General features: G+C 33.7%; 14 protein-coding genes. 4 read left to right on the top strand and 10 right to left on the bottom strand.

What is annotated here, in order from left to right; translation table 11 throughout:
• Positions 1 to 44: 44 nt before the first annotated feature.
• Both ASD98_RS13700 and ASD98_RS13695 read right to left on the bottom strand, forming a co-directional pair.
• Positions 45 to 1,616, bottom strand: coding sequence for a hypothetical protein (locus ASD98_RS13700; protein WP_056205629.1), 1,572 nt, complete (start codon positions 1,614 to 1,616; stop codon positions 45 to 47).
• 566 nt (positions 1,617 to 2,182) lie between these two features.
• Positions 2,183 to 6,061 (bottom strand): hypothetical protein, encoded by a 3,879-nt coding sequence (locus ASD98_RS13695; RefSeq protein WP_056205627.1) that lies wholly within the window; start codon positions 6,059 to 6,061, stop codon positions 2,183 to 2,185.
• Between the two features lie 925 nt (positions 6,062 to 6,986).
• Here ASD98_RS13695 and ASD98_RS13690 point away from each other — a divergent pair.
• The 4 genes from ASD98_RS13690 (at position 6,987) to ASD98_RS13675 (ending at position 12,798) form a co-directional block, all read left to right on the top strand.
• Entirely contained in the window at positions 6,987 to 8,153 is a 1,167-nt protein-coding gene (locus ASD98_RS13690; protein ID WP_056205626.1) for a hypothetical protein, read from the top strand.
• Complete coding sequence (locus ASD98_RS13685; protein ID WP_056205624.1) at positions 8,153 to 10,411, top strand: ThiF family adenylyltransferase; 2,259 nt, start codon at positions 8,153 to 8,155, stop codon at positions 10,409 to 10,411. The genes ASD98_RS13690 and ASD98_RS13685 overlap by 1 nt, the downstream gene beginning before the upstream one ends.
• Positions 10,404 to 11,723, top strand: a complete 1,320-nt coding sequence (locus ASD98_RS13680; protein WP_056205622.1) for a patatin-like phospholipase family protein — start codon at positions 10,404 to 10,406, stop codon at positions 11,721 to 11,723. The genes ASD98_RS13685 and ASD98_RS13680 overlap by 8 nt, the downstream gene beginning before the upstream one ends.
• Positions 11,724 to 11,943: 220 nt before the next feature.
• Complete coding sequence (locus ASD98_RS13675; protein ID WP_056205620.1) at positions 11,944 to 12,798, top strand: ComEC/Rec2 family competence protein; 855 nt, start codon at positions 11,944 to 11,946, stop codon at positions 12,796 to 12,798.
• 198 nt (positions 12,799 to 12,996) lie between these two features.
• Here the strand turns inward: ASD98_RS13675 and ASD98_RS13670 are convergent, their stop codons facing one another.
• The 8 genes from ASD98_RS13670 to nadB all read right to left on the bottom strand — a co-directional run bounded on the left by ASD98_RS13670 (position 12,997) and on the right by nadB (position 25,338).
• Positions 12,997 to 13,266 (bottom strand): hypothetical protein, encoded by a 270-nt coding sequence (locus ASD98_RS13670; RefSeq protein WP_056205618.1) that lies wholly within the window; start codon positions 13,264 to 13,266, stop codon positions 12,997 to 12,999.
• A gap of 735 nt (positions 13,267 to 14,001) precedes the next feature.
• On the bottom strand, positions 14,002 to 15,210 hold the full coding sequence (locus ASD98_RS13665; protein ID WP_056205616.1) for a hypothetical protein: 1,209 nt from the start codon (positions 15,208 to 15,210) through the stop codon (positions 14,002 to 14,004).
• 81 nt (positions 15,211 to 15,291) lie between these two features.
• On the bottom strand, positions 15,292 to 18,432 hold the full coding sequence (locus ASD98_RS13660; protein WP_056205614.1) for an HsdR family type I site-specific deoxyribonuclease: 3,141 nt from the start codon (positions 18,430 to 18,432) through the stop codon (positions 15,292 to 15,294).
• Between the two features lie 10 nt (positions 18,433 to 18,442).
• Entirely contained in the window at positions 18,443 to 19,687 is a 1,245-nt protein-coding gene (locus ASD98_RS13655; RefSeq protein ID WP_056205612.1) for a restriction endonuclease subunit S, read from the bottom strand.
• Positions 19,674 to 22,259: a type I restriction-modification system subunit M gene (locus tag ASD98_RS13650; protein ID WP_056205610.1), complete on the bottom strand. Its 2,586-nt coding sequence runs from the start codon at positions 22,257 to 22,259 to the stop codon at positions 19,674 to 19,676. Before ASD98_RS13650 ends, ASD98_RS13655 begins: the two co-directional genes overlap by 14 nt.
• Positions 22,260 to 22,423: 164 nt before the next feature.
• Entirely contained in the window at positions 22,424 to 22,603 is a 180-nt protein-coding gene (locus ASD98_RS13645) for a hypothetical protein (protein ID WP_056205608.1), read from the bottom strand.
• A gap of 477 nt (positions 22,604 to 23,080) precedes the next feature.
• Entirely contained in the window at positions 23,081 to 23,797 is a 717-nt protein-coding gene (gene ric / locus ASD98_RS13640) for an iron-sulfur cluster repair di-iron protein (protein WP_056205606.1), read from the bottom strand.
• Between the two features lie 29 nt (positions 23,798 to 23,826).
• Entirely contained in the window at positions 23,827 to 25,338 is a 1,512-nt protein-coding gene (gene nadB, locus ASD98_RS13635; RefSeq protein ID WP_056205604.1) for an L-aspartate oxidase, read from the bottom strand.
• Between the last annotated feature and the right edge of the window lie 454 nt (positions 25,339 to 25,792).

Below are 25,792 nucleotides of genomic sequence, written 5' to 3'. Positions count from 1 at the left end.
ATTTAGAAATAAGAATTAAACAGGTACTGAAAAAAAGAATAAATTTAATACCCTTTATAATAATGTTTGGTCAGCGATTTAAAATAAAGTTCCGTTAAATGGTGGTCAATTTCAATCTTTCCTATTTTTTTGAACAGTTCTTTACATCTGTTCTCTTTAGGTATCTTATAAATGATTTTTTTTACAATTGCATTAATTCCCTGTCTTTTTATTTCACTTTTCTGATCAAGCTCATCCACTAAATATTCCCAGAATTTATCACTGGAGAGTGTACTTTCCATAACTTGTATCTGCTGCTGCAAGCCGTAAAAAACTGGTATTTCGATATCTGAATTTAAAAGATACTCCAAGATTAATTTATAGTTTGGTTCATTGAGATCTTTATTAAATTCTTCAATTACGAACCTTTTCTGGTTAAACTTTAATTTTGTGTGGAACACAAGTTTACAGGCATGATATAAATCCAAAAGCAGTAGATCAGCAGTCCTGCTGATTTCTGTGGGTTCCAGCCTTCCATGTGCAACTTTATTTCTAATCAGCCTAAATTTAAAAGAATAGTATTCGTAATGAAGTTCCCATCCATAAATTTTCTCCAGCCTGTTTACTTTCTGCTGAAAGCCTTCATTTAATAAAATATTATCATCACTTCCTGTCAATATGCATATGTCATGGAAAATTCCCTCAATTATTGAAGGTACCGTATTGGAAAACATAATTTTTTTTCCGTTTTCATAAATTGTAAGAGCCTCATCAATTATTTCTTTTCTCATGTCCAGCAGATGATGTTTTTCTATCAAATCACCAACAGCTAAAACAATGTCGTTTTCTGTTATATAGTCAGCCAGATACTGATTAAATTCGCTGCCGTCCTCTTTTTTATATAATTCGCGTACTTTTTTAAATTCGGGATAGGGCATTTCAGGAAATTTATTGATTAGAGCGTCTGGACGCTGTGGTATATAAGAATCGGGATTCCATCTGTATGAATAAGCAATATCACCGAATGTTTTAAAGAAATACAAAGTGTCGACAGAGTTATCCAATGCATATCTTTCAATATCGTTCTTTAAAAAATTAATGATCTTTTCCTTCGCTTTCTCGTTCAGTTCTTTATAGTGGTAAAATATCGGCAGTTTTTCCTGAATCTGTAATGCATCACCATTTTTGTTTATATCTTCAATTTTGCTGCGGATACCCAGTAATGTCTCATCAATTTTCTTCAGATCATTTGAAGCGTCCATGAATGTTTCTAAAAGCACCTCTTTAGGTTCTTTTATTAGATTAAAATATTTCCTGCAGATGTATTTGTGAAAAGATTTTTCGTCACTGATTACGCTAGTTATTTCTTTAATTTTCCCCTTGCGCACATCTTTCATAATTTTATGTTCGCCAGGTATTGATTTCTTAAGCTCGCTGAAGTTGATTTTTTCAAGATAACTCTTTGTTAATTCATTAAAATCAGCATCAAAAGCGTTTATGTCCAATAATTCATTCAGCAGGTGTTTGGAAATTTGATTAAAATCGGATTTCGACAAGATGCCTTTTTCTAATAGATCATCTAATATTTTCCCAGAGTTGACTTCTTGCCCGCTTTTTTCTGATGCGATTTGCGTCATATTCATGAATTAAATTTTATGCTTGTAAAGTGGAGTTATTGCTTCTTATAAATCTGCTTTTATACTTATAATGCCTGTTAATTTTTGCAATATAAGAAATTACTACAAACTTTGTAAATTTTAATCTATCATAACGCTCTTAAAAAATAGAAAAAAACTATATCCTTTACGGGATTTCGAACCATCGTTAAGTTTCGATTAATTCTCTAATAGGACCACTTTAAGACTGTTTATTTCAAACAGACTAAGAATTTCTTTTGAGAAAATCGAAGCACAAATATTAGGCTGTAAAGGCTTGAAAACTCTATAAGTTTGTGCATAAAAAAAGAGACAACTATTTGCTAGTTGTCTCTTTTAGTGATCTACGATACAAAATCCAAATCATTTTATGCAAGATTTAAAGAAATTAGCCTATTTTCAAGTGAATCTATAAGATAATTATATTAGTTTTTATTGAGAATCGGTTTATTTGTCCTGTTGTGGTTAAATGTTAAAATTGTTTGTTTTTTCCTATGCTTATTTCCAATCTGCCTGTTGTTCTGAATACATTCTGCCTACTCAGGCTGCTATTGTAAAAGTGTTGAAAGTTGCTCAACATAGGTGTAATCATTGTTTTCTATTTTTTCGGATTGACTATTTTTTACCCATATGAAAAAATCATTCGTAGGATTAAGGTTTAGTCTTTTAAGCTGATCTTCTACTAATCCCATTGTATCAGCAGTTAACTTTTCAAACCATGCTTTTTCGATCCCGTTTTCCAGATTTATTTTTGCTTTATACTTAGAAAACTCCCACAATTTGTTGATAATCTCTGCCTTTACTGTTATCTCGATATTAAGTGAGGCAGTATTTAAAGCTTCTATCTCCGGTAGGATATCTTTAATGTTATCAGCAGGAACTATAGGCAATGGCAGATAATTATCGAGTTCCTCCATTTCTGATCCATTATAACCATCCCTAATAATCTCAAAAAATCTTTTTGTAAAGCGAAGACCGCCAATAGCCTTTTTACCTTGCACATTTAAAAGCGTAAAAAATGTCGACGGAAAATCGGCTAGAGGATATAATGCTCTGCATATAAGCTCCATAGTATCCATTCTTTTAAAGTCAAAATTGATTATTGCTAAAGTTGTATGTACATGGTGTTCGGTTTCTTCAAGTCGTTGAGGAGGTAATATTTGATGGCCAAGAATAAATTGACCAGCAAGCAGAATATTTTCCAATGTCTTTAATTTAGACTTCTGCTCCTGACAATACCATTGGTCAACACGATCTTTTCCTTTTTTATAAAACCTATTAATGGGATCATGTGAGTAAAAGTAATTTACGGTTTTAATTAAGTCGGAATATACTTTGTCTTCATTGGCAATTAAACTGCTTGTATTGAAATAGGCAACGGATAAAGCTTCAATTTTTGCATACGCCCGCTGCATTTCCTGTAACTTGTAAATTACGGACTTAAGCTGGATGAATGCTAAATTGCGAGCAGCCGGTTCTTTAGGAATAAAGAAGCTTATTAATTGATTGTTTGCATTATTAAGTGATGTAATCCAATCATTCACTGCTTTTTCGTCAATAGACTTATTTTCCCTTCGAAGCATGTTTCTGCCGAATTTTGGGTAGGACTTCTTGAAATGAATCCGTTCGGAAACGTTGTCGCTTATTATCTGGAGAACTCCAGGTATCACCTGCTGCTGAATTAGATTGCGTTCAATTAGAGCTTCGATGTAATTGTTTATTTTTCGAGCCCATTCAAGGGCAAGATTTCGCAAAGCTATAATCTGCTCCTGCCATTCGTATGCGGAAGTTGAATGGTAATTGGCAATTATTGTTTCTGACCAGATCTGATTATAGCGCACCGCTTCCTGATCGATTAGAACTTTTGGTTTTAGACGCTTGGAAGCATCGGTTTGAACCACCATTACAGCTTGCTGAGATGGGAATGGAAGAATGAGGCCCTCGGTATCATATCTGCTGTAATAGGGTAGTAATGAATAGGCTGATTCTATTCTCGTAACGCTCTGCTGGTGTGGTTTAAGAATATTTTCAGGTTTTACTATAAAGCTTATTATAAGGTTGTCTTCATCTCCCTCTTCGACCGAAATGGAGCCCGTTTTTACTTTAATATAACTAAGAATATTTTTTCTATTTTTTTTAATGTAATTCTTAAACTCAACTGGATTAGTCATTTGAAAATATTGATAGATTTCGAGTGCATCGCTAAAGGCGGTGTTATCATTCAATTTTAAGAGTTCTTCGTCGAAGGTGAAAAGGAAGTCCAGTTTGAATCCCAAACGATTATACCATTTTGTAAGACTGGAGAGCCCATCGAAGGACGTTATTTTTTTGCTTGAATCCTTCATTCCATTGAAAAGCTCAAGGGCAAAAAAACTTATATCGCTCTCCTTTAGGGAATATCGCGGTAAGTCTTGCAATTTTTCTAGAAGAAAATCAATTTTTGAAGACTGCGCACCCAATATGACTTTTAACTCCTGTAATGTAGTTAAATTAATCTTAGGAATAGTTTGCATGACAAAGAGATCCAGCCCGCCATTTTTAAAAACCTGATCAAATATGTCACGATTATCAAACCAATACCTTAAAGGCTCAGCATGTGATATCCCGTCTAAGGCCTGGACCATTTCAATTGCTGTGCTGTTTTTTAATTCACCAGCGACACATTTATAAAAATCGTATTTTTCTTCCGGTTTTATAATAAGTACAGCATTTGCAAAAAAATCAGGTTTTTGATCAGGTTGTAATATTTTATATAAATTCAGCAGTGTTTCGCTTTCTGGTATAGTTCGGTGGAGTAGTTCTGTAAGATGCGAGGATCTAACTGGATGAAGTCCCTCAATATAGGTTCTGTTGAAACTTAGGAAATATTCATTTTCTAATTCAGCAAGTGTTTCTCCACGATCCCCGCTAAAACCTACAGTATCGGCAATGTGCTTAAGCAATGCCTTGCTGGACACCTGAAGATTGATGCAGTTTGCCATTGAGACAAGCCTCAGAATTTCAAATTTTGAAGTGCCTGAAGCGGTCTGATTGATTGTTTTGAGCTGGTTTTCCAATCTCTCTCTAATCATTTCGCCTCTTGTAAGCAGAAAGGTGTATTCTATGAGTAATCCATTTTCACGAACCAGTTCGTAGGCAGGCTGCCAGGCAGTAATATCCTGATGAAGCTTCTGTGTTTTTTCAAACTGTTCAAAAATGCTTTTGGCTTCGTCCAATGATAAACTGATATCTACAAGGTTTACTTTAATTCTTGATATATCGCCTCCGTAGCGGAACCAGTCCTCCTGTCTAGCAGTGACAAGAAATTTTATTCCCTTTTGGCCCACTTTTTCAACTACAAAGCCCCATTTTTCTGTTGTTGAATTCAGACCGTCAATAATAACAATTGGATCCTGTCCTATATAAATTCTAGTCTCTAAAAAATCTGCTATTGCATTTGCTTCCTCCCAATTTCGACAGACGTTTAGCTGATAGATTGCATTGTTCTTAGATAATTCCAGCCCAATCTGCCAAGCCAATGTTGATTTGCCCTGTCCGCTGGAAGAACGGATAATGGTTACATTAGAGTTTGACATAGATTCAGAGATGGTTTCTTCCCATTTTTTGCGTCTGGCGGGAAGACAGGCAGCAACATGATACGGCTGCGCGGCTTTACCTTCAAAATAATCAAAAGAGTTTTCCGCCGTGCTGTAAAAATCTACTTCATGGATGTAATTGTTTGTAACTGCAGGATTAACAGCTGCCTTGGAATGCTGGTCTTTGATTTCTGCAAACAGTTTAGCCACGTCTATATGCGTAATGGTGTTTCTGTTTTTGGACCAATCAAGAACATGATAGAATAAGCTTTTAAAATACTGCATTTCTGTTCCCTTTGTAATATCCCATTTTTCAAAAAGAAGTTTTGTGCATAAAATAGACAGTTCTTGCTCGCTTTGATGCTGATAAGAAATACTGTTAAAAAAAGAAAGTATATCAAACTCGGAGTTGGTATGTCTGGATAATTTCTGTTTCCAAAAATACAGATTCCTATTATCGAGGTTATGCTGTATTAGATTTTTTAGCTGCCCGTCAGAAATTTTCATATTGTAAACCAGCCTGAATTTGCTTGAAGGATCAAGAAGATATACATTTAAAAAATTCTGCAGGATTCCTAAATTCCAGAAATTACCTGCATCCATTTTATTTTCCGATGTTTTTAATTGTATATATAAGCTGTCAGAACAGATAATTTTATTGGAGATTAGATCTAGGTCTTCAATGCCTTCCAGTCGAACATGGTTATTGCTTTCTCTGGATGACAGTTTATCAAGAATGACAGAACAAGCATACAAAGTTTGATACTGTATTCCCCTAATATTAATTGCTCCGCCATTTCTTCTTTTTAGAAGATCATTTAAAAGTTCAGGAATTTCTTTGGTTACTGGCATATTGATTTTAAAAATGTTATACTTTGGTTACTAATATAAATAGAAAATTTCATTCAATAGTGCACAAGGCGATCTAGTTGTGTAAGCTGACGCAGAAGGAGAAAGAGAGATACGTTTTTGATTGTATGAAGCGCTATTGAAATTGGATAAGTATTTCAGTTTCCATTTTGTCCATTTCGAAATTGAAAGTTATTATTCCAATCAATTTATAAATATGATAGATTGGAATGTTTATGTATCTGGGCGTAATTTTCGACAGTTATTTTGCTGCTTCACTTTATACCTTAAAAAAAGCGGTAAAAATAAATAAGATGGTACCGGTTTTAGACAATGTCTAGAAATAACAGGATAGAAAAAAGTTTTATTTAGATTTTAAATTTAAATAATCTGCACATTATGTCATGATAATTGACATTGTGGCGTATGTTTTTATGGAAATCCGTAATATTAATGACATTATGTCGTGGTTTTTACAAATCGTGTGTCATGGATATTTAGGAATAATTTATACATTTTATCGATAAAGATTAGCACTTTGTCGAATTCTGTTGTTAAAAACGATAAATATTAAGACAATTTAACAGATATTAACGAATCTGGCATCCTTTTAGAGTAAGTAAAAGAGTCCCGTGAACGCCAATCCTAAGGACTCTTATTCTTGCTAAAGTAATTCTTGTAGAAGTAAAGCTTTACTTTTAATTTAAAGGTGCAAAACTATTTTATTTTTTTTCTCCTGCAAATTTTTTTTATGTACTTCTCGGTCTAAATCCCAATACCGACTAATAAACTTGGGCAACTTCTAAAAAAAAGTATATGACGAAGAAGAAAAATGTTGTTTTACCGAACTTAACCAATTTAAAATTACTAAGATTAACTGAAAATCCTATTTTTCAGATTGTTTTAATCACGGAAGGAGGATTACAATATGAGTAGTGCTCTTAAAAATTCAATTAAATATTTTCCTGTTTGCAATGGAGACCAGTCCCTTATTACGCTGGAAGATGGAACAAGAATACTTATCGACTGTAATATTAGAGAGTCCGCAAAGGAAGATGATCAATTATGTGATGTTCATGCGGAACTATTGGAATCTATAAAGAAAGATTCTGATGGCATTCCGTATTTAGACGTTTTTATTCTTACCCATGGCGATCATGACCATTGCCGTGGATTTAAAAAGAATTTCTACACAGGAGCTCCGGGAGATTATTCGAAGGCTGATAAAGACAAAAATCTTATCAGAGTTGATGCTATGTGGTTCTCGCCAATGATTGCTGAGCAGTACAGTAATGAGGATGAAGATGCTTACCAGCAAGAGGCGGAACGGAGATTAGAACTGCATAGAAAAGGAGATCTAAAAAAGGACCTTCCTGGAAACAGGATTCGAATAATCGGTTATGACGGAAGTAAAAAATATGATGATTTGGATGATCTGCGTTCAAAACCTGGTGAGGTAGTCGTTAGCTTTAATGACAGGGTGCAGGATAAGTTTTCAATTTTTATTCATGCTCCATTTAAAATTCATTTAGATTCTCCTGAAAAAGATAAAAATTCGGCAAGTATTGTTTTTCAGGCAAGATTCAAAGAAAATTCTTGGGATACGGAATTTTCGTGTCAGGCCATTTTTGGAGGTGATTCCGATCATAGTACCTGGAAACAGATAATTGATAGAACCACTAGATATGGAAATGATAAAACGGAAAAAGCATTGGATTGGGATTTGTTTATGGCTCCTCATCACTGCTCTTGGACATTTTTCAACGATACTGACAAAGACGAGGTAATTGAGACCTCTCTGGAGGCACTTGATTATGCAAAACCAGGAGCGTTTGTTATTGCTTCCAGTAAAAAAATCGTAAACAATGATGATAATCCGCCGTATTATGATGCAAAGGTTGAGTATATTAAAAAAATTGAATCAAAGGAAAAATTTCTAAATACGGCTGTTGAGCCTAAAGAATCAAAACCGGAACCAATTGTTTTCGAAATCACTAAAAATGGTCCTGCAAGGGCTTTTAAGCAAAAGATTTCTGGAGCAGCTACTTCTGCCGGAGGAAGCGGTGCCGCGTCATCGATAATTTCTCAGGGCTGATGCAGTATAGTTTCCATTTAGAAGCATACAGCGGGCAGCTGAGTGCTAAAACTGCTGAAGCAGTAGAACAGGTCAAAGCGTATTTTAATGATCCCTCTCTACAGGTATTTGTCTGGGATGAGCATCACATTGTAATTGCGACAAGTTATAATGTTTCCCTTCCTGCACGCGGTTCTATAGATAATAATATATTAGCTGTCGAACCAATACTGGTAAAGATAGCTTTGCATAGATATCCAGAGGCTGCACCGTTGATTATGTCTGACAGAAAGACATTTCCTAAAAGCAGGCTGCCTCATCTGTATTATTCAGATGAAGGGAAACCGGCTGTATTGTGTTTGGTTCGCGGAAGTTTGGACGAGTGGTTTGCAACTAAGACCATTGGAGATTTGCTAATAATTGCGGCTCAATGGTTTTTCAAGGCAGCGATTGGAACCCTTGTAACAGACAATAACGAGTTTGATCCTGTGCGTCTGAATACATCACTGGGAAAACATGTTTTCAAATATGAAACTTTCAGAGATATCGTGAGTGAGAATCGAAGATTTGTAGAGAGTTACCCACTGGCGCTTATTTTAAGTTCCGCTTATACTGGAGAAGCAGAAAATGAGAGGGCTTTCAAATCAATTTCGGACATCCCCTTTATCAGTCTTGACAAATTTAGGGAGGCAATATCAAAAGTCGAGAATAAAAGTAGGGATCATAACAGTAAAGTACTTCCATTTTATTCTCTTTTGATATGGGATCCTGATCAGAATGAAGAACCGGCATATTTTACAAATCTGCCGGCTAATTATGGGGAACTGAAAGGGTTTTTAAAGATTAGAGGAATTGATATTGCTGAAATGTTGTCAGCTTTAAAAGTGGGTAATGTGCCTTTGAGATCACTTCTAGTGATGACTCATGCAATTAAGAGACCTTATAAAGTGATTGGGTATGAGGGAACTTATGAATTCTTTACCTACACTCTCATCTTAAACGATGATTTTAGCGGATTGGTTAATGATGAGGAAGAGGTTTGTATTTCCTCCCATTCCCAGCCTTTTACGGCAGAGCAGGCATCATCATTAAGTAATGAAACAAGATTGGCAGAAACTTTATATGTTGGAGCAGGTTCACTGGGATCGAAAATAATTATGCACGATGCCCGCTCAGGTAAAAATGTACTTGGTGTTGTTGATCATGATAGTTTCCAGCAGCATAATATTGGAAGACATGTCTTATTTTCAAATCATGTGGGCCGAAAAAAATCGCAAGCTGTTGTTGAGGAAATAAAAGCATTTTATGAACTTGATGCAACAAATAATTTTGTTTTTTTTGATAGGCCGATATCTTTTGTTAAAAACGAAGAGGTTGCAAAGTATAAACTGATAGTAGATTCAACGGCCAGCCCTGGTGTGATGCATAATCTCATTGAGAGGCAGGATGTAATAAATGCTCGTTACGCTAAATGTGAAATTGTTGATTGTGGTGAGATTGGATTATTATACTTACAAGGTTCAGCCAATAACCCGAGAATGGATGATCTTATCTATTTGGCCTGTTATTTAGCAGTTGAGAATTCAGAGTTGGCAAATTGGCGGATAGGAGATGCAGATAGAGAGCTGGATGTTTTAGATATCGGGCTGGGATGCAGTTCGGTTACCAATGTAATGGCTGATGATTTAATAAGCTTCCATGGCGCGGCATTCTCGCAAGTTCTTGCAGCTTACCCTTTTGAGGATTTTTTGAAAAGTGGATTTATTTATCTGAATGTTTTCAGGAAATCTGCGGATAATTTTCCACAGATTTCGAATAAGAGGTATTGTGTGGAACCGTTTGAAGTTTACGAAAGTAAAAATGATAGCCGTTGGACGTTAAGATTTTTGTCGGGTCTCAGCAGGAAACTGCTGGACCTCTGCAATTCACATGCGCCCAATGAAACTGGCGGCATACTGATTGGTATTGCGAGTTACAAAACAAAAACGTTGCATATCTATGATGTAATTGAGCAGCCGGCTGACAGCACGAGTTCTCCTGTGGCTTTTAACCGCGGTATTGAAGGTCTTGCAAATCTGGTTGATGATATAAAGTACCAGACAGGGCAGGTTATCGGCTACGTAGGGGAGTGGCATACACATCCAATGAATTTGGAAACATTAAGCGGTCAGGATATGGTTTCCATTGAGAAACTGCAGGTGATAAACAAGCAGATTCCAATTCCTACCTGTGCTGTAATTGTAACAAAAAATAAAATAATACCTTTTATATATGATTAAAATAAAAGATAGAAAATTTAAGATTGGATTATCATTGTCGGGAGGCGGATACAGGGCTGCTATTTATCATCTTGGAACATTACGAAAGTTACGTGAAATGGGAATTCTTGAAAAAGTGGATGTAATTTCTACTATTTCTGGGGGATCAATTACTGGGGCCTGTTACGGATTGAAAGGTGAAAATTTTGAAGATTTTGAAAAGTGTTTAAAAGCCATCGTACAAAAAAGCATAATTAAAGGAATCTTGCTTTCCTTTAGGTTTATCTGCATAGCTTTCTTTTTGATTTCCATAGTTTTGTTATCGCTATATTTATTATTTACACGTTTCGCGTGGGTGTCGACTCTTCTTCTGATTTCCATGATATGCTGCGTGCTTATTTTTCAGTTTAAAATATTTCCAGTCAGTACTATTATTAACAGACTTTATTCTAAATGGTTTTTTGAAGGAAAGGCTTTGAAAGATTTTAATCCAACGCCGCTAATAGCGATAAATGCAACCAATCTTGAAACAGGGAGACCCTTTACTTTTTCTAAAAACAAAATGAGTGATTCATTGTATGAGCATCCGGGAAAAGGGCATAAATCGATAAGATTTAAACCTGAACAATTTCCCATTTCTCTTGCAGTGGCTGCTTCTACCTGTGTTCCGTTTGCATTTACACCGATATTTATTGATAAAAAATATTTTCAAGATGAAAGTGATTTTGAAAGCATTAGACCCTGTTTAGTAGATGGAGGAGTCTATGATAATCAGGGTGTGCATAAGCTGACACAAAAAAATAGTTCATACGAATGTGATGTAGTAATTGTTAGTGATGCCGGAAACATGATGCCAAAGATAAGTTCCTTCAATAATGTGCTGCAGCTTCTTATGAGAACCAGTGAAATTTTCATGAACAGAATAAAAAACTATCAGATGATCCAGCATGTATACGACAATTATAGATTTAATCAAAAGTCAATAGCTTATCAGTCCCTTGGATGGGACTTAGAAAGCTGCCTTGATGGATTTATGGATAATTTAAAAAAGGGAGCAGTTTTAAAGGAAGTCGCAGAACTGCATGGGATATCCCAAGTTGAAATTGACAGTGAGAAATGGGATGTAATCCAGGAACGTTTGATGCGTAGCATCAAATATGCTGAAATTATTGCCCAAAAACCCACGGATGCTGAATTGACAACCGCAAGAGGCGTAAAGACAAACCTGACAAAGCTTGAGATCAAGCAGATAGACGCTTTGGTTAAACATGCCGAATGCATTACTGAGCTTCAGGTAAAATTGTATGCCCCAATTTTAATATCTTCAGAATAAAAAACAAGTAATCGGTTCAGTATTTTCAATGAATTTGCATATGTAATGTTCAATAAAGTAAGAGGATATTGTTTTTTACAGATGTAAATTGATGGTATGGATTTGAAAACAAATGAAACAGCGAGGTATAAACCCGTATAGCAAAGGGAAATTAAACAGGTTTATACAATAGCAAAACGTAAACTTAATATTAATCTTTTACTTTTTAAATCTTAAAGATATGGGAAACTTAAAAGTACGTGTATGGGACGTGAAGCATGGAAATGCAATTTTTGTAAGAACACCAAATAATAAAAATCTGGTTTATGATCTGGGTAGAGGAGATTACTCTGAGAACAGTGAGGACCGCAGTCCATTAGAAACCTTGTATGACCATTACAAAATTAGAGATATTCATTATCTAGTTATTACCCATCCGCATCGTGATCATATTGATGACATTCTCAACTTAGATAAATTTAACCTTGTCTCTCTGCACAGGCCGGTTTCCTTAGATAAGAAAGCGATATTGCAGGGTATTAGCGAAAGAGATAGACCAAAATTCAACAAGTTTTTTGAGCTTGATGAGTCTTTTACGGAGGATGCAACCGATTCAACAACGATTTCGAATCCGGATAATTACGGCGGGGTTAAAATAAATGTTTTTCAGACCGAGGAGCTGAATGATAACCTTAATAATATAAGTATATTTTCAGTACTTCAATATGAGGGACTGAAAATTATTATTCCGGGGGATAACGAGTATGAGTCTTTAGAACTTCTGATGGAGCGAAGTGATTTTAGGGATGCCGTTAAAAATGCGGATATATTGATAGCGCCTCACCATGGAAGAGAATCTGCATACCATACTGAATTTTTAAAGCTTGTAAATCCTCGTGTTACCATAATTTCAGACGGTTCTTTGTGTGACACGAGTGCTAATGCCAAATATTCCTCAATGTCAAGAGGGTGGAGGGTGCATCAAAAGGGACAGAAGGTTAAAAGAAATTTATTGACAACTAATTCCGATGGTGAAATCTATATTGATTTTGGCAGGAATCAAGAAGGAAAATATTTGCAGATTGAAATAAAATAATATTGTTTCTAAAATTCGATAAAATCTAATGTAATTTTTTTATCATAATAAGATTGGAAGACGGCTCGTAGGTTATTAAAAAGAAGGCTAAGAGCCTTCTTTTTAATTATAAAGCCCATTATGATACCTATTGATTTAAAATATAACAATCAATTGTTTGTGATAAATGAATCAGTGTATAGTTTTTTAATTATAATATTACTGAACCCTATGTGCGATAGTACAAGGCTTGCAATATATTACCTTCGTTTTGCGTTTTTCTGTCAGTTTTTTTTGAGTGTTTTTAATTTTTTTACTCTTAGAATCACAGTCATTTAAATACTTAGTAACTGCAATATTTGCTAGTTTTCTGAGAAAAAATAATATTTCTTCAGCTTCTTTAGCTGTCACATTCATACCTTCTTTTTTAAGTATTTTGATCGCTTTTTTAGAAGTAATTTGTTTTTTTAAATCGATTTCAGTTTTCATATCTTCAAATTTTTATGTTTGATAATTTTTAACAATCAATTAGATAAGATCCGGGTTAAAAAAAATAGAAATATATGAGATTAAACAAAATCAACTTTTGGTTTTCTGTTAAATTTGCGAATATTCCGAATGTTTGTGTTTGTAAGTATTTGAAATATAAATACTTGACGGTTTGAATCCTGTCGAGGTAACTCTTCGGGATTTCCAAACCATCTCATTTTTTAAGGATATATACTTGTTAAATAGTAAGAAAAAGACATGAAAAAAGGTATATTTTGTTAAATATACCTTAAATTGTTGTGACCTCTACGGGACAAATTTCTAGAAATTTTATGGAAGATTTGAAGAGATTGGCTTACTATATGTAGGAGTTGTCTTTATATGTCATCAGTATTTTGGTTTGGATGTCCTGTTGGGGATCGGTGGAAAAAATGTATTTAATTTATAAATACTTTTATCATAAAATGTAATCCGATAAATTTATTTAAATTAAAAAACACAGTGTAAACTTTTTGTGCAAAAAAGGTATTAGCTCCAATCAAACGAATGCATAATTATGTTTATTTTGAAATCAAATATCCTTGATCAAGTTTTGTGTTTTTATTGAACTGGCGCGGCATAATTCTAAATTTAAGATGTGTTTCTTTGTATATTAGTAAATAAGCTATAATTTTTTTGTAAATGATAGCTAATTTGGAATATTAATTCTGACTACATTTTTAGGTATTTAAAAAATTAATCTATTTTATTTAAGTTACCAATAACTTCACCAGTACTTAAAATTGAAAAGTTTCCACCAAGGAAAATTTTATCATTAGATCTTCCATTCAAGCTCGTTTCTCCTTTCCAAAAAATATCGCTTGATTCTTCTTTAAAATTTATAAAATCTTCAATTGTTCCATTATTTATTATTTCAAATAATTCACTTGTAAAGCCATACATCAAATATGCATTTGGCCTTATTTCGATTATCCTTCCCCAAACTATTTTATCGTCAATGTTAAAAGTTTCGGTTCTAAAAAAGTGAGGCCACGGGAAAAACTCATCAAATTTTAAAAATGATCTCAATAACATTTTTAAAGGAATACTACTATTTATTGTAAAATAAGGATAGATTTCTAATTTCTGACTTTGAATACTATCTTCTTCAAGAATATAATTTTTAATTTTCTGTAACCAATTTGGATTCCCTAGATTACTAAATCTAGTAGCATAATATCTTAGTTTTGAGTAAAACAAATAGTCTTTGGGAGAAAACTCTAAATCAGGTACTTCTGGATCAACTAAAATACATTTTGCATTTCTATTATCAGGTCGAACAGGAATTATGGTAATGATTCCAAAACTAATATCTCCTGCACCTGACGGTTGTGCTGTTTTTTTTGCGATAATATCTTTCGCTTTACTACCATAATCTGCATCCAATCCTTGCATCCCTTTGCATTCTACTCTAAAGAAACGTTCCCCATTCGAATATAGATATTCAAAATCTAATGTCTTATTTATTCCTTTGGCAGCTCCTTTAGCAGGTCTTCCTTTCTTTTCGGGTATTCTAATATAATCTGAATTATTTAAACCAAATAGTTTGTTTGCAGTCATTAATGTTCCGCCACATCCCGCATAACATATTTGTTGTGTAGTATTATCTGAATGATTAAAAGAAATAGTTCCATTTATTGAAAAAATACTATCAAATTCTCTTTTTCGATCTTTAGCTATTTCTTTGAAACCAATAAATGAACTAAAATCAGGATTATGAGGGTTATAATCTTCAAATAATCCGTAAGCAAAAAATTCCTCCGAAGTAACTTGAACTCCATTATCAATTACTTCTTGTAAGTTATCCAAGTATTCAGGACATTTATTATTTATCTGTCTTTCAAATAGTGCTTTATGGTCAGTCCCGTCTGGACTTACATAGAATTCAAAATCTAATTTAGCCATAAAAAATCGCTTTAATCACTTATGTTCAATAATTGGTTTAAAATCACTGAACCCTCTATTTAATGAGAACTATTTTTTATTTTACTCAACAACTTCAAACCCGCCCTCAATAATAAATTTTTCCAAAATATTGTGAATTCTAATATTTACCTTGAATGCTGGTAATGTAACTCCCTCTAATTTTTCGAAATACTCTTTAGCTTTAACTTTGTCTACTGTGTTTTTTAGTTCGTCGAAACGACCGTAATCGTTGATGTTTACATTATTAATACCGATGTCCATTAAATTTCGGAGCTTAATCTCGTCTAAACCTAGATTACTTGCTATTTTTTTTATTTGGTCGTTTTTAGAATTGTATTGATATTCTGTAATATATTCTCTGAATGTTTTTCCCCTTTCTAATATCACAACACCGCTTTGTACATCGTGAATGAAAATGTTGGCATACTTTTGTTCTTCTTGAGAAAGAAATGCAAATGTCTTATGTAATTCATCTAATGTATTTTGTAAGTCAGCAGCATCGATATCTTCTTTTTTAAGATTTCTAAGGTACTTTTCAAAACGAGAGTTCATGTAATCAGCATCAATTTTTTCGGTATCAATCTCTGTCAGGTAACTTTCTATTTCAAATGGTATATCGGAAGAGGTATTGCCACCGCCATTAGAATTAAATAATTCTTTATAACGTAGCACTAATACTAAATAGATGTTTTCATCAAAGTTTAATTCGATTACCATTTTACTTTTTCCTGTACCAAATGGGTATATTAATTTTTTCCAAGTAAAACCTTGGATTTTTGCCGCTTCTAAATGTAGATTGAGTTCTTTGAACAATGATGCAAATCTTCCTCTTTCTGACAAATCATCAGGTAAACGTTCAAAATTTTCTATTCTTGCACATATAAATAACTGAGTTATTTGAGTAAAAGCATGATTCATCGCATTTAGATTAGTATCTAAGTGTTCTACAAACAAGCCTATTGGTTTGTCTCCTGAATATAATTTTATAGCATCATTAATATTCCTTTCCATTGAGTGAGGGAATCTGTAATAACGAATAGTACCAAAAGGTTTATCATGACCAAAAAGACGATTTGTACGTGAAAAGGCTTGAACGATATTTTCATATTTCAACACTTTGTCCATGTACAAGGTATTGATCCATTTGGAATCGAAACCTGTCAACATTTGATCTACAACTATTAAAATATCTATTTGTTCATCTGGTTTGTTTTTAATTCTGATGTACGGTGCCTTATGAGCCAAACGAGCTGCAATGTCTTTTTTTAATTTACCATGTTTTGCTAAATTGAAGTCTTGGTTGTAAAGCTCGTTATAATCGGTAATAATTTCAACCAGACCATCTTCTTTGTATTCTGTATTGCCGTTGTTATCGATGTTCGGGTCGAAAAGTGCGGTAACTTTTAAATCGGGTTTTGTGGCTTTTATTATACGATAATAGTCTATAGCATCGGCAATACTTGATGTGGCAAAAATGGCATGGAATTTACCGTTTTGGCTTAGCCTAAACCAGTTCTCTAAAATGTCTTCTACCACCTTTTGGAAATGTCCTTCGAGGTCATATTGCGATTTTGGTATATAATCTTCGATTCCTTTTACATAAATCCCTGAATCATCGACATAACCTGCCATTTGTACGTCGCTCATGAATCTGTTATAAATTTCTCTTTTCTTTGAGTCTGCTATAGCAGTGGCTTCATCTGCTGCCTTTGCTTTCTCTAAAGCTACCTCTCTACGCAAATCGCGGTCTCTGTGGGTTAATACTTTATAAGGATCAAAACCTAATACATTTTTATCCCGGATACCATCGGCAATACTATAACGGTGCAATTCATCACCAAAAACTGTTGACGTAGTATTTAATTTCTTTTTATTTTCTTCATGAATCGGTGTACCTGTGAAACCAAAAAATATAGCGGAAGTGAAGGTTTCTTTTATCGTTGGAAGCATTTCTGTACCCATTGTAGAGCGATGTGCCTCGTCAACAATAAAGACAATTCTTTTTTTATTAATAAGTTCAATATCGTGTGTGTTTAATCCTTCCTCTTCATTATTGATGTTGCTCATTTTTTGAATAGAGGTAACAATCAATGTATTGGCCGGGTCGTTGCTTTTGAGTTTTGTCACTAAAACTCCTGTATTTTCTGTTGCCTGAACATCTTCTCCTTCATCTGCAAATCCTCGGTATTCTTTTAGTGATTGTGTTCCTAATTCGATACGATCCATTAAGAAAATTACTTTATCAGCATCTTTAGAATTGGCTATTAATTGAGCTGATTTGAAACTGGTCATTGTTTTACCCGAACCTGTGGTGTGCCAAATATATCCACCCAAGGAATTTTTGTTTTTCCAATCGGTTTTGGCTACTTTGTCGGATATGGCATTAGCAGCAAAATACTGATAACTGCGCATTACTTTTAAAACTCCATCTGTATCATCTGGCACTGTATAAAAACCAATAAGTTGGTGTGCCATAGGAATAGAAAGCAGGGTAGAAGCAATTTCGCTCCAATGGTTTATGGGTTCGTTGTCAACGTTTGCCCAATGAAAATAGTAATCTTTGTTGAATTTACCATCAGGACCAGGATTGGCAAAGTAAATTGTTTCTTCGGGTTCCATGGCGACAAAGATTTGTACCAAAGAAAATAAATCAGAAAAAATGCCATTACGAGAGTATTTTTCTATTTGATGATAGCTCTGACTTACCGAAACACCGCTCTTTTTCAACTCAATATGTATAAGTGGCATACCATTGATTAACAACAACAAATCGCCACGACGGTCATTTAAAATACTGGATTTGGATTTAAAGATAGGTTGTTGTGCAATCTGGTAACGACTTTGACCACCAATTATTTCGTGGCGGTCGTATATTTTTAAACTTACTTCTTTCCCAAAATGTAAAGTATCGTTTAGGTTATCGCGAGTAATGGCAACCGTTTTCCCGTTGATGAAACCATTTAACTTAAGTGGTGTACGCAAAGCATTGATTTGCTCTACAATTTGTTGCATTTCGCCCTCTGTTAATGGGTGATCGTTGAGACGGTCAATGGTTCTGTTGTTTTCAAACAGGATATTTGCCCAATTGACTAACAAATCTTTCTCGGTAGGATGTTTTAATACTTCTTTTTCCCAGCCTTTTTGAGCAGTTAGGGAATGTATTAGGGCTTCTTCAAATGCGGTTTCGGTAGTAAACGACATAGTGTGTTTTTTATATAAACATTTTGGCTAAAAATGCTTTTTTGATGTTGTTTAGTTTTTTTATTTGGATATTATGATTGCTTATTAACTTATCAAGGTTATTAAAATATTCACCTATCTTTCTTTGTTCTTCTTTATTATCTGGAATTAAGAATTCGAAAGAATCTATTTGTTTTGGCGAAACATTTGGCTGAGCACCAGCTACTAATACTGATTTCATCTTTCTTTCAAAAAGTGATGATTTTACCAATGTAGATATAAAACTATAATCAATAAGATCTTTATTTTCAAAGTATCCTACTCGTTGATTTTGATAAACTTTTTCATTTTCTGAAATTTTTAAAATTGAAACTTTACCAGTTGTTGCACCTGACATTGCAATTACAGCAGATCCATTTGGTAAGGAGATGTCAATATCTTTATCTATTTCATCATAAAAATAAAAATCTCCACCTACCTCACCAGTAGCAAGTATATTTGAAATCTTCACAATTGGAACGCCTTCTTTTCTAAAACAAATACTTTTGAATGCATAACCACCTCTTACTGGGACTTTATCACCTAATTTAATTTTCTCCCAATCTCCAACAAATCCTTTGAAACGAATCTCTGGAGAGGTTTGACTTTGCTGTGGAAACATTTTGGCCAACATGGCTTTTTTAAGCGCTTTAAGTTTATTGTGCTTTTGTTTGTGCTCTTTTAGTAGTTTGTCGAGTGTTTCAAAAAACTCGGTGATCCTATTTTGTTGATTTATATCAGGAATAGTTAGAACTCTTTTCTTCCAGTCATTAACATCAAATACTAGTTTTTCAATATCAACACCATATGAACTCAAAAAGAATATTTTATGCATTTGTGGAAGCATAGAAATTAACGTCCAATACTGTGTAGTTATATTTTCATTTGAAGTAGCTACTAAATATTCGTTAGACACAACAGCTTTGTGAAGAGATTTAGGAATAATTCCATTTGCACCATGTACTACCTGTCTTTTAGAAATTATATAATCTCCTTCTTTAACCTCGAAGTAATTTTTAACTAAAATATTTTTACCCTTTAATTTTCCTCTTGAGACAACACCTTCATTTCTTCTTTTTACCGTAACTAATTGATAGTCTTTGTTGTCTTCTAAACTGATAGAACGACTCTTTTCAGTTAGAATATCACCAATTTTCCATGTTTGCCATAGACCAAATTCATCTTTAAAATGTATTTCTGGTTTGTTTTTTTCTACCTTTTTTTTATGCTTCTCCATGTAATAAAGCTTTTAGTTCGTTTAGTCCTTGTAGGTCAAACTCATTGCCCTGTAAATCATCTAGTAAAGTTTTTAATATTTCTTCGGCTTGGTTGATTTCTATAGCTACATCAGCATATGTAGTTTTGTATTTATCTGCTAATACTTGTACTTTGTTTGTTAGATTGTTTATGATAATTGTTGGTAAGCTGTTGAATGAAGTAACTACTGGACTTATCCATTTTAGTTCTAAAACATTCAAAACTTGCTCCTCGGAAAGGTTTTCGATATACGTTTTTGTATTGTTGTGTAAGGTGATGTTTTCGACTTTTATTTTGGCTTTTAGTGCTTTTTCCTCTGTGATTAATTCATCTACATTTAAAAGAATCGCTTCCAAAGAATCTTTTTCTATTAGAACTTTCTTTTTTATTTCTGCTCTAATACGTTTGGCTTCTTTGATTACCTCGGCGTTTACAAAAGCATCTTGTGTTTCGTTTACGGTTTGCGATTCTTTATCGTCTTCGGCTAATTTATCTAATTGCTCTTCGTACTCAGAAGCAATTTCTAGCACTCTGTTTTCTTTGTCTTGGATGCTTTTTAATTCTTTTTGGAAATAGGTTTCCTGAATTAATTCAAACGGCATGATGCGTCCTTTCCAACCTTGTTGCTCTTCTACGTCTTTGCCGTTTTTCTTTTTGATTACCATATTAGGGTCAACAATTGTCGTAGCTTCAAAACCTTCGGTTTGTATGATTTCTAAATCTACTTTTATGACATCCCATTTATCAGAAAGCAATTGGTAGGCTTCGTATTTATCAATTAAATCAATATTTTCTAAACGTTGAAAAATGGCATTGCTCAAGATGGTTTTTTCTCGGTTGATTTTTACCGTTAGACAATTAGTTAATAATTCGTCTTTTAGATAGCTACCGATATCTTTGAATGATGTACCAAATTTTGTAACAAACCCCAATACTGACTTATGAGTTGTAATAGCTTTATTGATATCGTTTACTTTTAGTTTCGCATTCACTTCATTATTTTTTTCAAATAAAGTTTCACGCAATCCCGGAAAAGCTTCCAAATAGTTGGCTAAGGCATCGATTTCATTTTCTGGAATTCCTCCAAACATAGAAGCATAGATGTCCCAAATTTCGGGATTTTCAGATGAATCAACATAACGTGGAATATTGAGATTGTATTCGTTGAGACGAATGGTATCTCTTTCTACTAGTTGAGAATATTTAGATAATGAAACTCTATCACGAATGGTATCGGCAATTTTTTTGATGTCTGAAGCTCTCAGTTTGTTGTTTTTACCGTCTTTGATAAAACCTTTGGATGCATCGATAAACAACACATCATTATTGGCTCTTTTTTGTTTTAAAATGATGATTGTTGTGGAAATATTAGTTCCAAAAAAGATATTTTTCGGTAAACCTATAATGGCATCAATATGATTGGATTCAATTAATTTTTGACGAATGGCACTTTCCTCACCACCTCTAAACAAAACGCCATGAGGCAAAACAATAGCCATAATTCCATCGGGTTTGATATGGTATAAATCATGGAGCAAAAACGCATAATCTGCTTTTGCTTTTGGAGCCAAACCAAATCGTGCATATCTTGGATCGGCTTCTTTGTGTGAAGAGTCCCATTTTTGCGAATATGGTGGATTTGAGACTACTGCATCTACATACAAGGCATTGTAAGAATGGATTGGATCATTCTCATCAAAGTAAGGCCAATCTTCTTCTAAGGTATCACCATTACGTGTTACAATATTGTTTGCTAAAATGCCACGCATTACCAAGTTCATTCTTGTCAAATTGTAGGTGTTTTGCTTTAGCTCTTGAGCGTAATATTTGATGTTGTTTTTATCGTCGATGTGTTTGGCTACACTATTACCAATATTAATTAGCAAGGAACCCGAACCACTTGTTGAATCGTAAATTTGGATTTCTTTTCTATCTTTTAAATGGTCGGCAATGATTTCAGAAATTAATACCGAAACTTCGTTGGGCGTGTAAAATTCCCCAGCCTTTTTACCTGCATTTGCTGCAAACTTTTCGATAAGATATTCGTAAATAAAACCCAGTACATCATAATCTTGCTTGCCATCCATTGGGATGTCTTTGATTAAGTGTAATAAGTCGCTAATTGCTTTTGTTTGTGAAGCGGCACTATCTCCTAATTTACTTAATCCTGTTTGTAAGGTATCAAAAATGCCATCGAATAGTTTTTTATGTTTAGGACTTATTAATCGACTAAAAGCTGATAATGCATCTCTTACATTTGCTACATCAAAATCTTTTCCTTTATTTAACCAAGTTGAAAATAAATTTTCATAAGCAATGAAATATCCAATGTTAGTTTTGATATGTTCAACACTTTCGATGTCTTCTTCTTTTAGTTCTTTTATATCGGCACTGGTATAGTCTTCTTTTTTAAGGAATTGTAATTCTGTTTCTGAAAGGTATTTATAGAAAATAAAACCTAAGATATAATCCTTATATTCATTTGCCTCAATTTTGGAACGCATTTGATTTGCTGATTCCCATATTTTAGCTGCAAGTTGTTGTTTATTCATTCTCTTTTCTATTACTAATAATAAATTAATAGTGTATGCTACATTTTTTGCAAGATACTATTTATGCTTCACTAAAAAAAGATCTAGTGTTTTGTATCATGAGTTTTTAGTAAAAGATTAATGTAATTAACTTCTACGGATCAGTATTATAATTTGAAAAATGATCATTTCTTATTCGTATTTTTCTCCAAATAGTGTTGTACTTGAATATTAGCTAGCTTCCGAAGAAAGTATAATATTTCTTCTGCCTGCTCAACTGTTACATTCATTCCTTCCTTTTTAAGCATTTTCTGTGCCTGTTCTGGAGATATTTTTTCCTTGTTTTGCTCATCTCTATAATTCATAATTTAGTTTTTTAATGTTAAATTATTCTTAATATAAAGATAGGTTGAATGTTTTTCGTCTGTAAATCAATATGTTAAGTTTGGTTTAAATCCTGACTAGTCACCTCAACAGGATGTCTAAACCGTGTATTTAAGTAAGATAAAGATTGTGAAAACCATATAAAAAGCATAAAAAAAAAACGCTAAAACCTAAGTTTTAACGTTTTTTTAGTAGTGACCCCAAAAGGACAAATCACGCACCATTTTATGGAGGATTTGAAGAGATTGGCTTACTGGAAGTAGAGGCTGTCTTTCATTGGCTTTATGAATTTGGTTTGGATGTCCCGTTGGGGATTGATGGAATTCGTATCTAATCTTTAATAGGAGAGCTGCGAATTCTAACCTTAAGATTTAGTAATTGATTTAGAAGGAATATTATTTTTCAGAATAGTATGTGCAACGATTGTGTGATAAAACTAATAATTTAAAGAACTTTATCTAAGCTTTTTCAAGTGCTACGGATTTTGGAAATAAAATATTATTCTCAAGATGAATATGCTTGTGCAGGTCACGTTCAAATTCTTTAAGCATTGCAAAAGTTACTTTATAAGTATTGCAGGTATCTGCTGGAGCGGTATAATTTTTGGTTAATGCAGCAATTTTTTTAAAGCGTTGTCCTACTGTATCATGTTCTTCTTTAATTAAAAGTATTTGATTTTCAAGAGTTCCAAAGTGTGCTATCTCTAAAAATAATCCTTTCGCATGCGCCTCATTTATTTTTTTTATAAAAGGAAAAAGGATCTGTTCTTTTTTTCTCATATTAGCAGAGAGATCTAAGGCAGATTCAGTAAATAAAGTATTAATTTCAAAGAGGTCAGGATATGTTTCACCATGAAGAGTACATAATTCATTTAATAATTTAAGCAACACGGGTGTTTTTTCAGCCACATATCGATGATGTGTTTTTTCTATATAGTCTGCCAACAGATCCGATGACCATGATTTATAATTAAAAGATTGGTTGGCCGAATTATTTGTTGCACGATCAAGCTCCTCAATTAAAAGAGACTCCTCAATGCCTCGTTTTTTGCAGGCTTCTTTTAAGGTACGATGACCTTTATAACAAAAATCAATGCTATATTTTGAAAAAATTGCTGCCGTCCTAAAATCATCAGCTGCGATTTCGCCAATTGTGGTTTTGTTTGTTGTTTTCATAGGAAGTTATAAAGACTTAAGGTTATTAATTAGTATGAATGTTCTTTTTCAGGTTGGCATTGTTTAATAATAATTAAGGCCGTCGTTAGCATATTTGAGAAATCAATAAATGGAATTGTAATTTCATTTTTATCTATAAGATTTTCTGCTTCGTTTTTTAGCATTTTTATTTTTAGCATTGCTAAATGCGTGTCGCGTTCATCGCTGGTATAAAATGAAGTTATAAGTTTCTGTAGTTCTTTTTTTAAAATTTGGTACGGTTCGTAGTTATTTTTAATATTTACGGTTGAAAATTTGGGAAGAAGAATTTTGGAAGAAAAAATAAATGCGGCAATAGTTTTATCAATGTTGTTGGATGCCTGATGAGCAAAAACCAAAGCTTCAAGAAGTGAATTAGAAGCCAATCGATTTTTCCCATGTAATCCTGTCTGGGCACATTCACCAATGGCATATAAATTTTTGATTGTCGTAACACCGTTGCGGTCTACTTTAATACCACCACATTGGTAATGAGCCGCAGGAACAATTGGAACCAGATCTTTTTCCGGATATAAACCTATTGCATTGCAATGGGCGGAAATAGAAGGAAAATGTTTAAAAAAATCAGCTTGATCTAAATGCCTGCAATCCAGATATACATGTTTTTTTTGAGTTTCGAGCATTTCGATACTAATAGCACGGGAAACAATATCTCGGGTAGCTAGTTCACCTCTTAAATCGTATTTAAAAAGAAATCTTTTGTGTTCGTCGTTTATTATATAGGCTCCAAAACCTCTTACAGCTTCTGAAATTAAGAATAGCGGATTTTTATTCCCGGAAGCTAACGCTGTAGGGTGAAATTGCATGTATTGCATATCTTTGATTTCGACTCCTGCACGAGCCGCCATTGCAATTCCGTCACCAGTAGCAATTGCAGGATTGGTTGTGTTTTCAAAGAGTTGTCCGCAGCCACCTGTGCTAAGCACAATAGCTCTGGTACGTATATATTTTATTGCGTTATTGTTCTTATCATAAAAAAAAGCACCGGTGCAATTCACTTCATTGCGCTTTGTTTCAGTATTTAATTCTATGACCTGATGATTTTCTAAAAGTTCAATATTTGCTGTTTGAGTGATAATTGAAAGGAGCTTTTTTTCAATTTCTAATCCTGAACTGTCTTTATGATGTAGAATTCGATGTTGTGAATGGCCACCTTCTAGTCCTAAATCCCATTGGCCTTCCTTATTTTTATCAAATATGGCACCAAGTTCTATTAGTTCTTCTAATCTTTCGGGAGCTTGTTGAATAACCATTTTAACAATTTCTTCATCACAAAGTCCAGCGCCAGATTTCAGCGTATCTTTTATATGCTGTTCAAAACTATCTTTCAATTGATTTGTGACTACAGCTATTCCTCCTTGCGCAAGTTGCGTATTGGTGTTGTTAGCCTTTTCTTTTGTCATGATACAAATAGATAAATCGGGGCGTTTTCTTGCCGTTTTAATGGCAAAAAATAGTCCTGAAATACCAGAACCTACTATTAGAATGTCAGTCTTAGGCATATTTTTAGGTTTAAGAAAGTTTAAGATTTTTATGGGTTTGTGCGTTTCACGCTTCTCTTATTACATTTATTTTAATCCGCAACATTTGTTTTGTGATGTAGATAAGCTGTTTTAGGTGTATTTATCTTAATAAAGATTTGTTTACCAATTAGTCTTGTGTGGAAGGAGTCGGAATCAGCTTTTTATAAAATACTGCTTTTAAAGACTCGCACACGATTCCGACTTCTGTAGCCACAATGAAAACGGTAGTAGGGGCCCGTTTTAATAAATTAAATAATGACTTATGTCAACCAATATCAAGCTACCTTTAAAATATGAATTCATATTCTTGATGTGCAACATTTTTAGAGGTTCGGTATTTTTTGAATTTTCAAACATCTAAAGCACTAATAATACCGAGTTTTTTTTGAACATCACTCCTTAAATGTTCGCCAAAGATCATTTTTTATTTTAA

The sequence above is a fragment of the Flavobacterium sp. Root186 genome, from assembly GCF_001428525.1.
Lineage (GTDB): Bacteria > Bacteroidota > Bacteroidia > Flavobacteriales > Flavobacteriaceae > Flavobacterium.
Note: the sequence above shows the minus strand (reverse complement) of the source record. Positions and strands in the feature narration are given on the sequence as shown.

What these genes read in the sequence shown, in the direction of transcription:
- ASD98_RS13700 (WP_056205629.1), bottom strand. Translation starts at nt 1,616, where the DNA reads ATGACGCAAATCGCATCAGAAAAAAGCGGGCAAGAAGTCAACTCTGGG.
- ASD98_RS13695 (WP_056205627.1), bottom strand. Translation starts at nt 6,061, where the DNA reads ATGCCAGTAACCAAAGAAATTCCTGAACTTTTAAATGATCTTCTAAAA.
- ASD98_RS13690 (WP_056205626.1), top strand. Translation starts at nt 6,987, where the DNA reads ATGAGTAGTGCTCTTAAAAATTCAATTAAATATTTTCCTGTTTGCAAT.
- ASD98_RS13685 (WP_056205624.1), top strand. Translation starts at nt 8,153, where the DNA reads ATGCAGTATAGTTTCCATTTAGAAGCATACAGCGGGCAGCTGAGTGCT.
- ASD98_RS13680 (WP_056205622.1), top strand. Translation starts at nt 10,404, where the DNA reads ATGATTAAAATAAAAGATAGAAAATTTAAGATTGGATTATCATTGTCG.
- ASD98_RS13675 (WP_056205620.1), top strand. Translation starts at nt 11,944, where the DNA reads ATGGGAAACTTAAAAGTACGTGTATGGGACGTGAAGCATGGAAATGCA.
- ASD98_RS13670 (WP_056205618.1), bottom strand. Translation starts at nt 13,266, where the DNA reads ATGAAAACTGAAATCGATTTAAAAAAACAAATTACTTCTAAAAAAGCG.
- ASD98_RS13665 (WP_056205616.1), bottom strand. Translation starts at nt 15,210, where the DNA reads ATGGCTAAATTAGATTTTGAATTCTATGTAAGTCCAGACGGGACTGAC.
- ASD98_RS13660 (WP_056205614.1), bottom strand. Translation starts at nt 18,432, where the DNA reads ATGTCGTTTACTACCGAAACCGCATTTGAAGAAGCCCTAATACATTCC.
- ASD98_RS13655 (WP_056205612.1), bottom strand. Translation starts at nt 19,687, where the DNA reads ATGGAGAAGCATAAAAAAAAGGTAGAAAAAAACAAACCAGAAATACAT.
- ASD98_RS13650 (WP_056205610.1), bottom strand. Translation starts at nt 22,259, where the DNA reads ATGAATAAACAACAACTTGCAGCTAAAATATGGGAATCAGCAAATCAA.
- ASD98_RS13645 (WP_056205608.1), bottom strand. Translation starts at nt 22,603, where the DNA reads ATGAATTATAGAGATGAGCAAAACAAGGAAAAAATATCTCCAGAACAG.
- ric (WP_056205606.1), bottom strand. Translation starts at nt 23,797, where the DNA reads ATGAAAACAACAAACAAAACCACAATTGGCGAAATCGCAGCTGATGAT.
- nadB (WP_056205604.1), bottom strand. Translation starts at nt 25,338, where the DNA reads ATGCCTAAGACTGACATTCTAATAGTAGGTTCTGGTATTTCAGGACTA.